This window comes from Thermomicrobium sp. 4228-Ro (assembly GCF_026241205.1).
Lineage (GTDB): Bacteria > Chloroflexota > Chloroflexia > Thermomicrobiales > Thermomicrobiaceae > Thermomicrobium.
On the sequence record NZ_JAPFQM010000001.1, the window covers coordinates 453,136 to 465,904 of the forward strand.

The 12,769-nt window shown below is 63.3% G+C and carries 14 protein-coding genes; 7 read left to right on the forward strand and 7 right to left on the reverse strand.

All coding sequences use genetic code 11. The annotated features are described in order from the left end of the window. Positions 1–66: 66 nt before the first annotated feature. Entirely contained in the window at positions 67–291 is a 225-nt protein-coding gene (rpsU, locus tag OO015_RS02310; protein ID WP_012641941.1) for a 30S ribosomal protein S21, read from the reverse strand. A gap of 293 nt (positions 292–584) precedes the next feature. Between rpsU and OO015_RS02315 the strand changes: the two genes are divergently transcribed. Genes OO015_RS02315 through OO015_RS02335 form a run of 5 tightly spaced genes read left to right on the forward strand, consistent with a single transcriptional unit; the run spans position 585 to position 3,605 of the window. Next, on the forward strand, positions 585–827 hold the full coding sequence (locus OO015_RS02315; protein WP_265939383.1) for a helix-turn-helix domain-containing protein: 243 nt from the start codon (positions 585–587) through the stop codon (positions 825–827). Positions 828–868: 41 nt separating this feature from the next. After that, positions 869–1,216, forward strand: a complete 348-nt coding sequence (locus OO015_RS02320; protein WP_265939385.1) for a hypothetical protein — start codon at positions 869–871, stop codon at positions 1,214–1,216. Further along, entirely contained in the window at positions 1,207–1,509 is a 303-nt protein-coding gene (gene ureA, locus OO015_RS02325; protein WP_265939388.1) for an urease subunit gamma, read from the forward strand. The genes OO015_RS02320 and ureA overlap by 10 nt, the downstream gene beginning before the upstream one ends. Beyond that, a complete protein-coding gene (ureB, locus tag OO015_RS02330) occupies positions 1,506–1,895 on the forward strand; it encodes an urease subunit beta (RefSeq protein ID WP_265939390.1) in 390 nt (129 codons plus the stop codon). The genes ureA and ureB overlap by 4 nt, the downstream gene beginning before the upstream one ends. A 9-nt stretch (positions 1,896–1,904) precedes the next feature. Beyond that, a complete protein-coding gene (locus OO015_RS02335; RefSeq protein WP_265939392.1) occupies positions 1,905–3,605 on the forward strand; it encodes an urease subunit alpha in 1,701 nt (566 codons plus the stop codon). Between the two features lie 22 nt (positions 3,606–3,627). Here OO015_RS02335 and OO015_RS02340 read toward each other — a convergent pair whose 3' ends face one another. The 6 genes from OO015_RS02340 to OO015_RS02365 all read right to left on the reverse strand — a co-directional run bounded on the left by OO015_RS02340 (position 3,628) and on the right by OO015_RS02365 (position 10,039). Next, positions 3,628–4,266, reverse strand: a complete 639-nt coding sequence (locus OO015_RS02340; RefSeq protein ID WP_265939394.1) for an urea carboxylase-associated family protein — start codon at positions 4,264–4,266, stop codon at positions 3,628–3,630. Next, positions 4,241–5,212 (reverse strand): agmatinase, encoded by a 972-nt coding sequence (gene speB / locus OO015_RS02345; RefSeq protein WP_265939396.1) that lies wholly within the window; start codon positions 5,210–5,212, stop codon positions 4,241–4,243. The genes OO015_RS02340 and speB (OO015_RS02345) overlap by 26 nt, the downstream gene beginning before the upstream one ends. Positions 5,213–5,281: 69 nt before the next feature. Then, positions 5,282–6,241: an agmatinase gene (gene speB, locus OO015_RS02350; protein WP_265939398.1), complete on the reverse strand. Its 960-nt coding sequence runs from the start codon at positions 6,239–6,241 to the stop codon at positions 5,282–5,284. 12 nt (positions 6,242–6,253) lie between these two features. Next, positions 6,254–7,609 carry a beta-ketoacyl-ACP synthase II gene (gene fabF / locus OO015_RS02355; protein ID WP_265939401.1) on the reverse strand — a complete coding sequence of 452 codons (1,356 nt, stop codon included), beginning with the start codon at positions 7,607–7,609 and terminating at the stop codon, positions 6,254–6,256. Between the two features lie 61 nt (positions 7,610–7,670). Beyond that, a complete protein-coding gene (gene apbC, locus OO015_RS02360; protein WP_265939403.1) occupies positions 7,671–8,762 on the reverse strand; it encodes an iron-sulfur cluster carrier protein ApbC in 1,092 nt (363 codons plus the stop codon). Between the two features lie 74 nt (positions 8,763–8,836). Continuing rightward, positions 8,837–10,039: an NnrS family protein gene (locus OO015_RS02365; protein WP_265939405.1), complete on the reverse strand. Its 1,203-nt coding sequence runs from the start codon at positions 10,037–10,039 to the stop codon at positions 8,837–8,839. Positions 10,040–10,136: 97 nt separating this feature from the next. Here OO015_RS02365 and OO015_RS02370 point away from each other — a divergent pair, with 97 nt between their 5' ends. Both OO015_RS02370 and OO015_RS02375 read left to right on the forward strand, forming a co-directional pair. After that, positions 10,137–11,585, forward strand: coding sequence for a bifunctional folylpolyglutamate synthase/dihydrofolate synthase (locus OO015_RS02370; RefSeq protein WP_265939407.1), 1,449 nt, complete (start codon positions 10,137–10,139; stop codon positions 11,583–11,585). Between the two features lie 54 nt (positions 11,586–11,639). After that, positions 11,640–12,758, forward strand: coding sequence for an ABC transporter ATP-binding protein (locus OO015_RS02375; RefSeq protein WP_265939409.1), 1,119 nt, complete (start codon positions 11,640–11,642; stop codon positions 12,756–12,758). Positions 12,759–12,769: the final 11 nt, after the last annotated feature.

The window sequence follows — 12,769 nt, forward strand, 5'->3', positions numbered from 1 at the left end:
GTTCAGTCAGAGCACGAAGAGTCGCCTGGCCCGGCTCCTTGGTGCCCGACTTCGCCGGCCGCACGATCAGAGTCCGAGCTGACCCTTCTTGGCGAGCTTCGCGAGCTTGCGCCGTCGGCGGTGCTCCGCCTTGCGGATCTTCGCACGACGCTGCTCCGACTTGCTCACGTAATGCCGCTTAGCCCGGTAGTCACGGAGTACACCGGCCTTCTGCAGTTCCTTCGTGAACCGCTTGAGGAGCGCATCGAAGCTTTCGTTCTCGCGCAGCTCGACATGAACCGACTTCGCCACCTGGCCTCACACCCCTTCGGTACCGAGATTGGCACGCGCCACCGTGCCGGCACACTCGCAAATGATACCACACGGTGATTGCGTTGTGCAGATCGTCCCCAATCCGCGACAGTCTCGTTAGCAACTGAAGGAGTCGAGGCCACGCAACCGAGTATATGCTCACGTCATCACCCATGCCGAACGAAGCACTGTGTTCGTGCACAGCGCCGATGGCTTCATGCTCAGCGACGATGGACGATACTCGATTCTACCGGGTATACTGCACAGCTGCGGGATCGAGACGGGAGCGAGCGATGATCGAAATCGACGGTGTCGAATATCTCACGGCTCAAGAAGCGGCTGCCCTGCTCGGTGTGAAGCGAGAAACGCTCTATGCCTATGCCAGTCGTGGCCGTATTCGGAGTTACCGTCGGGGCATCGGCCGCGAACGCTTGTATCGCCGCGTCGATATCGAGGCACTGCTCCGCTTACAACCAGCTTCCACGGACGACCACCGTCTCCCGGCCGCGGATACGTGGATACCCTTCACCTCATGACGGTGAACGACCAGTCGCCCATTTCTTCCAGGAAGAAAGCCGTGTCGCAGCGCAGGTTGTACATTTGGCTCGATCGCGATCCCTTCAGCGGACCGCCTGATCTCTGGATCGAGGACGTACCTGGCCGGGCCGACCTCGATCTCCTCGCCGAAGCCATCCGTTCCGGTCGGCTCGGACGGTACTTGCCGACTCGGCTCGCGCTGTCGCCGCATGAATTTCCTCGGCTACCCAGTGCCTACCGGAGCGTCAACGTTTCGAACCTGCTTCGCCAGTACCGCATTCCCTATCGCACCCGCCTGGAGATTCCTTCCCCAGAGGCGGCAGAGCAAGAGGCAGCTGTCCGGACGTCGGCCCGTTCGCCGGAAGCAGAGCACGACGGATGTATCTGACGCCGAAAGAACTGGACCGTCTGACCGTTTTCAACCTCGCCGAGTTGGCCCGGCGCTATCGCGCTCGTGGTGTCAAACTCAATTACGCCGAAGCTGCTGCACTGATTTGCGATGAAGTCTTTCTGGAGGCACGAGCGGGCCGCTCGTACGAGGAAGTCGTCGCACATGCCACGTCGCTCTTGACACGCGACGACGTGCTGCCAGGAGTCGCCGAGATGCTGACTGTCCTCTACATCGATGCGTTGTTCCCGGATGGCACCCGCCTGGTGACCGTGAGGAACCCGATCCGATGAGACCAGAGGAACTTCCGCCAGGAGCCGTCCTCCCGGGCGACGGTGAAATCGAACTCAATGCGGGGCTGCCCGCTCGCACGATCCGGATCACCAACCGCGGCTCCGTCCCGGTCCATCTCACTGCCCATTTCCACGTTTTCGAAGCGAACCCTGCCCTCTGCTTCGACCGGCGCAAAGCGTACGGGATGCGGCCCGATCTCCCGGTCGGCTGGGCGATCCGGATCGGACCTGGTGAAACAGTCCAGGTACCCGTGGTACCGATCGGGGGACGCCGCGTCGTGCGCGGCTTTCACGGTATCGTCGACGGGCCGCTCGATGCGACCGACCCTTCGGGCGCCCTCCAGGAACTGCTCACGCGTGGCTTCTGCCACGAGCCCGAGGAGTGAGGAACGGAGATGCCGATCCGTATCTCCCGCCAGGATTACGCTTCTTGGTACGGACCAACGAGTGGTGACCGGGTTCGGCTGGCTGACACGAACCTCTATGCCCGCATCGAACGCGATGACACGCTGCCCGGCTTCGAACCGCTCGTCGGGTTCGGACGCCCAGTCCGAGACGGGATGCTGGCCGGCCGTGACCATGGTCCGAGCAAGCTCGACCTGGTGATCACGAACGTGATCGTGATGGATCCGGTCCTCGGCATCTTCAAGAGCAACATCGGCATCAAGGACGGACGAATCGTCGCCATTGGCCGCGCTGGGAATCCGGATGTGATGGACGATATCGACGTCCTGATCAGCAACGCCACCGGCATCATTCCCGCCGAAGGACTGATCGCTACACCGGGAGCGGTCGATGCGCACGTCCATCTCTCCTCCACCAGCGTCGTTGCGGCAGCATTGAGTGCGGGGATCACGACACTGGTCGCGCAGGGTTCCGGTGGTGTCTGGGACCTCGGCGTCAATCCGGTGACGAACCTGCGCCACCTGTTCGAAGCGTTCGAGGCGATTCCGCTCAATCTCGCTGTGCTCGGCCGTGGATCCTCCGACACCGCGCAACTCGTCGAGCATCTCGAAGCGGGCTGCGCCGGATTCAAGGTGCACGAAGACGTCGGCGCGTTTCCGGCAGTCATCGATGCCTGCCTCACGGTCGCTGATCGAGCTGGTGTCCAAGTCGCGCTCCATACCGACGGCCTCAACGAAGCAGGCTCGCTACGCGAGACGATCGCTGCGATCGCTGGTCGCTCGATCCACGCCTACCACGTCGAGGGATCCGGCGGCGGACACGCCCCGAACGTCCTCGAGATCGTGTCGGAACCGAACATCATCGGCTCCTCGACCAGTCCGACCATTCCCTACGCTCGAAACAGTACGGCCGAGCTCTTCGACATGATCGTCGCGGTCCACCGTCTCTCGCTCAGCATTCCGACGGATGTCGCCGCGGCCCGTGACCGCGTCCGCGCCTCGACGATCGCTGCCGAGGACGTGCTGCATGACCTCGGAGCGATCGCGATCATGTCTTCGGACTCGCAGGGAATGGGACGGATCGGAGAAGTGATCACGCGCACTTGGCAGCTCGCGCACCGCATGAAGGAAGTTCGTGGTGGGGGCTTCGACCCGGTAACGGGCGAAGGAGACGACAACCCGCGTATCCTCCAATACCTCGCCAAATACACGATCAACCCCGCGATCGCGCACGGGCTCGACCATGAAGTCGGCAGCCTCGAACCAGGCAAACTGGCCGATATCGTGCTCTGGCATCCCGCCTTTTTCGGCGCGAAGCCGACTGCCGTCATCAAGGGCGGTTTCGTCGCCTGGGCACCGGTCGGAGACGGGATGGGCTCGACCCGCTGGAGCCAACCGCTGATCTACCGTCCCATGTTCGGTGGGCTCGGCCGCGCGCCAGCGGCACTGTCTCTCGCCTTCGTGGCTCCGGTGGCGGCCGCAGCGCAGCGCTTCGAGCGGTTCGGACTCCAGCGACGCGCGGTTCCCGTACGCGACACCCGTCGCACCTTCAAGGCAGCCATGCGGTATAACACCGCATCACCGCGCGTTGTCGTCGATCCGAAAACGCTCGAGGTCAGTGTCGAAGGCGCGGTGATCGACATTCCGCCGGCCGAGGAACTACCACTCACCTTTCGCTCCTTCATCGCCTGAGGAGCGCCACCCGGAACCGAGCTCAGTCGTACACGCGCACCAGGATATCGGTCGGGTTGAACGCATTGCAGGCATTCTGATCTTGCGGGCAGGCCGAGACTGCCACGATCAAGTCGGTCAACGCGCGGAGCAGCACGTAGTCGTTCCGCTCGGAAAGCGGCTCACGAATCTCGAAACGGCCTTTCGCGACGATACCGACGTGCATGAACCAGTGGACGGGATCAGGAAGATCGTCCTCACCGATTCCATATTCAGCCAGCACATTCACGAAATTATCCTTGCAGTTCGGATGATCGGGAATCCCGTAATCCTCGAGGTAGCCGCGCCGGTCACACGCTGGAAAGAGCACATCATGCCGCCCCACCGTATCCTCGAGCAGGACGAGCATCGGATTGCGTCGATTGCTGTAGAGGGTCATTCCCTGCACGATAACGAGCGAGTTGTTGATGGCACGGGTATGGGACGGAGAGAGGTACTCCCGAACATCATGCATGTTGAACGCGACCATATCGGCCACTTGCTTACCCTGCACATCGGTGATCTGGAGGAGTTGTCCCTCCTTCAGCGGAAACGCGATCGGCACCGTGGGGCGAACCTGAGCAGCTCGCTTCGGTACGCGACCGAAGAGGAGATGTTCACTCGGCGCGATCGGCTGCGCCATGGCGTTGCTCCTTCCTGGTGGCTGCGATGACCGCGATCAGATCGAAGACGAGATTCGCCGCGATGAGTGCAGTCACACCGGTCGGATCGCGGTCCGGCAGGACCTCGACGAGATCGGCAGCGACGATCGGAAGGCCCACCAGTCCCCAGAGAAATTCCTGTGCCTCCCACGTCGTGAACCCGCCGACTTCGGGCGTCCCCGTTCCCGGTGCGAAGACCGGATCGAGAAAGTCGATATCGAAGCTCAGGAAAACCGGAGAGGTCCCGACTCGCCGCCAGATGGCGGCCAGAACTTGACTCGTACCAGCCTGACGAACCTGGCGCGCGGTCCAGACTTCGAAGCCGAGCTCACGCGACTGGTCAAGCTCGGCTCGCTCACCCAGCGGTCCCCGGATACCGATCTGGATCGATCGCTCCGGATCGATCAGCCCCTCCTCGACCGCTCGCCGGAACGGTGTACCGTGGTTGTACCGCGTTCCCCAGATCGTATCCCAGGTATCGACGTGGGCATCGAAATGCACCAGCGCCACCGGTCCGTACCGACCAGCGACCGCCCGCAGTTCCGGTAACGACACGGAGTGGTCACCACCCAGACCGATCGGCACGATACCGCACCTGACAAGTGGCTCCAAGGTCGTCGTGATATAGTGGTAGGTTGTCTCCGTCTCCATCGGGACGACCGGTGCATCGCCATAGTCGATCACGGAGACATAGTCGGTGACATCGATGTCGAGCACCGGATGGAAATACTCGATCCGCGACGAGTGCTCGCGGATCGCCGCTGGTCCGAAGCGTGCACCTGGACGATAGGTGACCCCGCTGTCGAACGGAAGCCCCACCAGCGCGATATCGACACCTTCCAGTGCGGTGGTGTGCGGGAAGCGAGCGAACGTCCGCAGCCCACTGAACCGCGGCCGCCAGGGGATACCCTGTGATCCCTCCGACACAGCGACTTACCCCATTTCTGCATCGAGCGCACGGCGCCGACCGGCGCGGAAGAGGTCCAGACGATCGTCTCAGTCTACTCCAGCACTCCGCCGGTTGAAGGCGAGCACAGCGAGGAGCTCGAACAGGAGATTCGCTGCAGCCAGTGCAGTCACGCCGCTCACGTCGTGCGCCGGGAGGACTTCAACGAGATCGACTGCGACGATGTCGACGCCGACCAAGCCCCGCAGCAACTCCTGTGCCTCTCGCGTCGTAAAGCCGCCGACTTCGGGCGTTCCCGTCCCCGGTGCGTAGACGGGGTCAAGAAAGTCGATGTCGAAACTGACGAAGACCGGACCACGTCCCACTCGACGACGCACGGCCTCGATAACCGCACCGAGCCCAGTGCGCCGCATATCGTCAGCCGTCCACACCTCGAAGCCGAGTTCCCGGGACTGGTCGAGATCCGCCGGACCATAGAGCGATCCGCGCATCCCGATCTGGATCGCCCGGCGCGTATCGATGAGTCCCTCCTCGACCGCTCGCCGGAACGGTGTCCCGTGCGTGTATTTCTTTCCCCAGTACTCGTCCCAGGTATCGGTGTGCGAATCGAACTGCACGAACCCGACCGGGCCATACCGGGCTGCCACCGCCCGCAGTTCCGCCAGCGTAATGGAATGATCGCCGCCGATCACGAACGGCACGACATTCCGCTCCAGGATCGGTTGCAGCCCCCGTTCGATCGCCGCATAGCTGTCCTCGATGTAGCCAGGTACGACCGGTAGATCGCCATAATCGACGACCGAAAGCACCTCGTACACATCGACGTCCAGGGCTGGATGATACGACCGGAGCATCGCGGACATCTCTCGGACCGCAGCCGGACCGAACCGTGCTCCGACTCGATAGGTGACACCCGTATCGAACGGCACGCCGACGACGGCGACATCGACTCCATCGAGTTCGCGGACGTACGGCAACCGGGCGAACGTACGGATGCCAGCGAAACGTGGCAATTCGAGCCCACTCACCGGCGCGTAGTGCTTCGGCATGCATCGCCCTCCCTAATCGCGCGAGCCCTCCTCGCGCTCCTCCCATGCCGCGAAGACGAGACAGCAATTCTGCCCACCGAGCCCGAACGAATTCTTCAATGCGACCCGAATCCGGTGGTATCGTGCCCCTTCGGGAACATAGTCCAAATCGCATTCCGGATCCCGGAACGTGTAGTTCCGGGTCGGATGGATGACCCCATCCCGGATACTCAAGATCGTCACGATCGACTCCACTGCTCCAGCCGCACCCATGAGATGGCCGATCATCGACTTCGTCGAACTGATCGGAATCCGGTACGCATGCTCGCCGAACACCGCCTTGATCGCGACCGTTTCTGCTCGGTCACCCAGCGGCGTTGATGCGGCATGCGCATTGATGTAATCGACGTCCTCCGGACGTACCCCGGCATCAGCCAGCGCTGCCCGGATCGCCCGGGCTGCACCGCTCCCTTCCGGATCCGGTGCGATGGGGTGGTACCCATCATTACTCGAGGCATAGCCGAGCAATTCAGCGTAAATGCGCGCACCACGAGCCTGGGCATGCTCGAGACTCTCGAGGACGACGATACCAGCGCCTTCCCCCACGACGAAGCCGTGCCGCTCGGCATCGAACGGTCGGCTCGCCTCCTCCGGACGATCGTTCCAGGTCGAGGCCGCCCGCTGTACCGCGAAGCTCGCGATGAAGAGCGGGAAGACGCAGTACTCCGTTCCGCCAGCCAGTGCGAGATCAGCAGCACCGGAACGAATCATCTCCGCCGCTTCCCCGATCGCCTGTCCACCGGTGGCGCAGGCGGTCGAGACCGTGAGACTCGGTCCGATGCACCGAAACGCTTGCGCGAGATGGTAGGCTGGCATGTTGTGCGGGAAGGTCGTCATGAAGTGCGGGGAAATCCGCATTAGGCCCCGCCGCTGTGCGATCTCCTGCGTTTCCAGGATCGTCGCCATGCCGCCGGCCCCCGTACCGATGACGACCGCCGCACGGGCCGGATCGAAGGCGTCCGGAGTCAGTCCTGCATCGCGGACAGCTTGCCCGCCAGCCTCGAGTGCGTACTGACTGAACATCGCCATTTGCCGAGCCGTCTTCGGGTCCACCCAGTCACCGAGCCGGAAATCTCGCACCTCGGCAGCGATCTGCACCGGAAGGTCGCTCGCATCGAAGCGCTCGATCCGTCGCACACCGGACTCGCCGCGGAGGATACGCTGCCAGGTTTCCTCCGCCGTCAGGCCCAGCGGCGTCACCGCACCGACGCCGGTGACCACCACTCGGCGCCGAGCTGGCCGTACCCCGCTTCCTGTCGGCGTTCCGCACCAGGGGCAGAACCGCGCACCGCCGGGAACCTGTCCTCCGCAGTGGTGACAGCGCTGCATACCCTCCCCTTCCTGCGCGCATGGTAGCAGACGAGTCGACGCCCGTCCCTTCTCGGACGAGTCAGCGATTCGGCCGGAGGAGAAGTGTGGGCTTCCGCGGTTTCTTCGCTGCCTCGACCGACAGCCGAGCAGCCGCCTGACGAGCGGCCTCCCGGAAGGCGAGCGCCGTCGGCGAACCCGGGTGACTCACCACGATTGGGCGACCGGTGTCGCCTCCCTCGCGTACAGCCGGATCGATCGGGATCTGGCCCAGCAGCGGAACACCGTAGGTGTTGGCCACCCGTTCGCCACCTCCCGAACCGAAGATGTCGACCCGGTGACCGCAGTGCGGACAGACGAAGTAACTCATATTCTCGACGATCCCCAGCACGGGCGTCTTGACCTCGCGGAACATCTGGAGCCCTTTGATCGCATCCGCCAGCGCGACGTCCTGCGGTGTCGTGACGATGATCGCGCCCGAAAGCGGAATCGTTTGCACCAGCGTCAGCTGGACGTCCCCCGTCCCGGGCGGAAGGTCGATGACGAGATAGTCGAGTTCACCCCATTGCACGTCGCTGAGGAACTGGCGGATCAGCTGCGAGACCAGCGGCCCGCGCCAGATCAGCGCCTTCTCCGGATCGAGGATGTACCCCACCGACATCACCGCGAGACCGTAGGCACGACCCGGAATGATCTTGTTGTCCGCCAGACCAGGCTGCTCATCAGCCCCCAGCATCAACGGGATGCTCGGTCCGTATACATCCGCATCGAGGAGACCAACCTTCGCCCCTTCCTGGGCCAGGGCAACGGCGAGGTTGACCGCAACTGTCGACTTTCCGACCCCACCCTTACCGCTCGCCACAGCGATCGTGTTCATGACACCAGGGATCGGTTGTCGATCGGGAAGGCCAGTTCCGGCAGCACGGACCCGCGCGGAGAACGCGACTTCGACTTGCTCGACTCCGGGCAACGCCCGCAACGCCTGTTCTACGTCACCCCGGATCCGCTCGCGGAGCGGACAAGCTGGAGTCGTGAGCTCGACTTGCACGCGCACCGTCGAGCCATCGATCGCCACGTCCTTGATCATGCCGAGCTCGACGAGGCTGCGACGGAGCTCGGGATCCTGTACTGGGCGAAGCGCCTCGATGATCTGCTCGTAAGTTAACTGGCTCATCGTCCTCGGCCCCTCTACTCGCGGTGAGCCCGCCAGCATTTCGCAACGCATTCGTATCGTAACACGTCGGTCCCCTACTTCGTCAGCTGACGCAGGCTACTCAAGCCCGCATTCCATGCGAAGACCACCATCGCTGCCAGACCGAGTACCCCGGCTGCTGCACCGCTCACCGCAACACTGCTGCCACGAGCGAGAACGGCCCAAAGGCGCAGCACGAGCGCTCCCGTCAACGATATCAGCACGACCCAACTCGCGTACTGCGATCGTGGTCGCTGCCGGGCGAATCCCGGAAGGAGATGTGCGCCGACCCCAGCGATCAAGCAGGTTACGTAGCCGACACCCAGGAGATGCCACTCGAGCGACTGGGGCGGCATCCAGCCTGGCCAGACTGCTCGCAGGAGCGCCAGTGCACACAACGCGAGGCTTAGATAGGCGATGTGCACCAGCCAGGCAGTCGGGTCACGCCACAAGACGCGTGCTGAAGCGGCGCGCTTCTCGCGCGGTTCGAGCATCCGTAGTGCCACGATCGCTCCCAGAATACCCGTAGCCTGCAACGCGCAACCCAATCGTACGCCACCGTTCCATGCGAATGCGACGCCGCCGAGCCGAACATAGAGCCCCACAACCTCAAGCGCGATCCAAAGGGCAAGACTTCGCCGGGCGGGAAGCCGCGTGCGAAAGTAGAGCGGAAACAACCGACCAGACATGGCGAGGGCTACGGGAACCAGCACCCCGTAGAACGCCAGTACATAGGAGGCCTGCACACCGGCTGGCGAAAGCTGCCAGGTTGGCAACAGCGAAACCGAGTAGGCGAGCGGCAGCGCGAGGGCCGCGGACCCGAGCGCAGTGATGAGCGCCGGATCGTTGCCTTTTCGCGACTCTCCACGCCGGTACAGCAGGCTCGCGAACTCGCCTACGACGAAGACAGCACCTGTCACCTCCGCAACCGAACCGAACGCCAGGAGCGAGCGCACCGCAGTGATAACGCCCACGAGGACGATCAGGAGCCCGCCGAACAAGAGCGCGAACGCTGTCCAAGCACGCCAGGCTGGTGGAACCGGGCATCCCCACAAGCGAGGCAGGAACGAGTAGAGTACCCCGATCGTCATCAACACAGCGAAGGCAAACACTTGCACGTGTCCATGTAACGCTGGCAAAAATGTTGGGGTTCGTACCCCAGGCAGGAACCGGACAGCGAAGAGGAGCGTTCCGATCGAAAACCCTGCAGCGATGCTCGATCCGACCGCTGCACTCGCGAACAATCGCCATATCGGCATGTTGCAAAACTGTGGTCGCGCCATCGCTCGCGTTAGAATCACCCACGCTACCATCGATGGTAGTGTAGCGGACAACACAAAAAGGACTCGATGAGCAATGTGCGAGCAGTCATACCTCGATCCGCGGTACCGCTGGGCAGTGGCCTACCTCCGCGCTCTCATTCAGGCTCCGCCCGGTCCCCCACCTGGAACGCCGCCTGAGGTCGTGCGGGAACGTGCTCAGCAGCGACTCGAGCGCTTGCGCGCGTTCCTGCATTTTCTCGGGGATCCGCATCGAGCCTACCCGGTGATTCACGTGACCGGAACGTCCGGGAAGGGCTCGACTAGCGCCTTCATCGCCAGTATCCTGCATGCGGCGGGCCTGCGGGTCGGCTTGCACATCTCTCCGTACCTCCAGGTCGAAACCGAGAAGCTCCAGATCGGTGGTGCGCTCATTGCGCCCGATCGCTTCGCGGACTCTGTCGCGGAACTCGATGAAGCCGTTCGTGCGTGGACCGCACGGGGCGAGCAACCCCTGACCTACGGCGAGTTCTGGACTGCGCTCGTCTTCCACGCGTTCCGTCAAGAAGCTGTCGACTTCGCTGTCGTCGAAGTCGGCGTCGGTGGGCGATTCGACCTGACAAACGTCGTGCTTCCGGAAGTCGCCGTCATCACGACCGTTGGACTCGACCATATCCGCACGCTCGGTCCGACGATTCGCGATATCGCCTGGCACAAGGCGGGCATCATCAAACCTGGTCGCCCGGTCGTCACCGGCGTCAACGATCCCGAACTCCTCGCGATCATCGTCGAAGAAGCGAGGAAGCTCGGTGCCCCGCTCCGAACCGTGCGGGAGGGCCACGATTTCACTGTACGCGTCGAAAGGGACTCGACGCTTCTGATCGACTCCCGTATCGGGGCCCGCTACCGCCTCGGGCTGAGCGGGCGATTTCAGGCGCAGAACGCGGCGCTCGCCATCGCCGCGATCCACGCCCTCGGCTGGCCACAAGACCGCGCCGGTCCGGCGATCGCAGACGGGCTCGCTGCCACGCGTTTCCCGGGTCGTTTCGAGATCGTGCAAGAGCAGCCAATGGTCATCCTCGACGGGGCGCACAACCCACAAAAGCTCGGTGCGCTGCTCGCTGCCCTAAACGATCTTCCAAAACCAGTCCGTCGCATCGTCGTCTTCGGTGTCCTGGATGGCCACGATGCTAGCGAAATGGCAGCCCTGCTCGCCGAGTACGCAGATGTGGTGCTGACGACGGCTCCCGAAGCGACGCTCCGGACGGCTGCTGATCCGCTCGAGCTCGCGCGGCTGTTCGAGCAACACGGCGTTACCGCTGTACCCATCCGGCGCGTCGAGGATGCCCTCGACATTGCCCTTCGCGTGGCTCAACCGGACGATCAGATACTCGTCACCGGTTCGCTGTATCTGGTCGGTCAAGCGCGCGAGCGATGGTACCCGAGCGCCGAGATCGTTCGGCAACGAACGTGCTGGCCGGAGCCGAGAACCGACTCAGGGGCGGACGCACGGCCGATTTGCCGCGAGCAGCACGCTACGATGTAGAATACGCTGCGGCCAGTTCTCTGATCGGCCAGGACGAAACGGATCACGATCGGCATGGGAGGGTTCGGACAATTGGAGCGCCCCATCGACGTCGAGTTGGTCGACGTGACGAAAGTGTTCGACAACGGCGTGGTCGCAGTCGATCGGGTTTCGCTCCAGATCTACCAGGGAGAGTTTTTTTCGCTCCTCGGTCCGTCTGGCTGCGGTAAGACGACCACGCTGCGCATGATCGCTGGATTCGAGCATCCGACCGCGGGGGAAGTCCGCATCGAAGGCCGCCCCATGGGCCACACCCCGCCGTTCCGTCGCAACGTGAACACCGTGTTCCAGAACTACGCGCTCTTTCCGCATATGACGGTGTTCGAGAACGTGGCTTTCGGCTTGCTCATGAAGCGTGTTCCACGCGACGAGATCGCCCGGCGGGTGCGCGAGGCGCTGCAACTCGTTCGGTTGAGCGGGTTCGAGGAACGGTATCCGCGCCAGCTTTCTGGTGGGCAACAGCAACGGGTCGCATTGGCCCGCGCTCTCGTCAACCGTCCCCGGGTTCTCCTGCTGGACGAGCCTCTCGGTGCCCTCGACCTCAAGCTCCGTAAGGAGATGCAGCTCGAACTCAAGCATTTGCAGATGACGGTCGGCATCACGTTCATTTACGTGACGCACGACCAGGAAGAAGCGCTGACGATGTCGGACCGGATCGCGGTCATGAACGCCGGTCGCGTCCTGCAGGTCGGCACACCGGTCGAGATTTACGAACGCCCCACTTCGCGGTTCGTCGCCGACTTCATCGGCGAGTCAAACTTCCTCCCCGGTCGGATCGTCGATGCCGACCGCGATGTGGCAACCGTTCTCGTCGCCGGCCATCAGCCAGTCCGGATCCGCCTGGACTCGCCACTACCGACCGGAGAACAAGTGACGGTTGCGGTTCGACCAGAAAAGATCCGGATCGTACCAGTCGAGGCGCCGGAGGCGAACGGCTTCTTGAGCGGTCGTGTGGAGGAAGTCATCTACATCGGCACCGACACCTTCTATGTCGTGCGGATCGACGAGCAAACAGCGCTCCGCGTCCGTAGCCAAAACGACCGGAACCGGCTCGACGGTGGGCAACTCATACCGGTCGGCGCACGGGTGACGCTCAGCTGGGCCGAGGATGCAGCGCGCGTGCTCGTTGATTGAACGAGGGCACA

What these genes read in the sequence shown, in the direction of transcription:
- ureA (WP_265939388.1), top strand. Translation starts at nt 1,207, where the DNA reads ATGTATCTGACGCCGAAAGAACTGGACCGTCTGACCGTTTTCAACCTC.
- OO015_RS02375 (WP_265939409.1), top strand. Translation starts at nt 11,640, where the DNA reads ATGGGAGGGTTCGGACAATTGGAGCGCCCCATCGACGTCGAGTTGGTC.
- ureB (WP_265939390.1), top strand. Translation starts at nt 1,506, where the DNA reads ATGAGACCAGAGGAACTTCCGCCAGGAGCCGTCCTCCCGGGCGACGGT.
- apbC (WP_265939403.1), bottom strand. Translation starts at nt 8,762, where the DNA reads ATGAGCCAGTTAACTTACGAGCAGATCATCGAGGCGCTTCGCCCAGTA.
- OO015_RS02335 (WP_265939392.1), top strand. Translation starts at nt 1,905, where the DNA reads ATGCCGATCCGTATCTCCCGCCAGGATTACGCTTCTTGGTACGGACCA.
- speB (WP_265939398.1), bottom strand. Translation starts at nt 6,241, where the DNA reads ATGCCGAAGCACTACGCGCCGGTGAGTGGGCTCGAATTGCCACGTTTC.
- OO015_RS02340 (WP_265939394.1), bottom strand. Translation starts at nt 4,266, where the DNA reads ATGGCGCAGCCGATCGCGCCGAGTGAACATCTCCTCTTCGGTCGCGTA.
- OO015_RS02365 (WP_265939405.1), bottom strand. Translation starts at nt 10,039, where the DNA reads ATGCCGATATGGCGATTGTTCGCGAGTGCAGCGGTCGGATCGAGCATC.
- OO015_RS02370 (WP_265939407.1), top strand. Translation starts at nt 10,137, where the DNA reads ATGTGCGAGCAGTCATACCTCGATCCGCGGTACCGCTGGGCAGTGGCC.
- fabF (WP_265939401.1), bottom strand. Translation starts at nt 7,609, where the DNA reads ATGCAGCGCTGTCACCACTGCGGAGGACAGGTTCCCGGCGGTGCGCGG.
- OO015_RS02315 (WP_265939383.1), top strand. Translation starts at nt 585, where the DNA reads ATGATCGAAATCGACGGTGTCGAATATCTCACGGCTCAAGAAGCGGCT.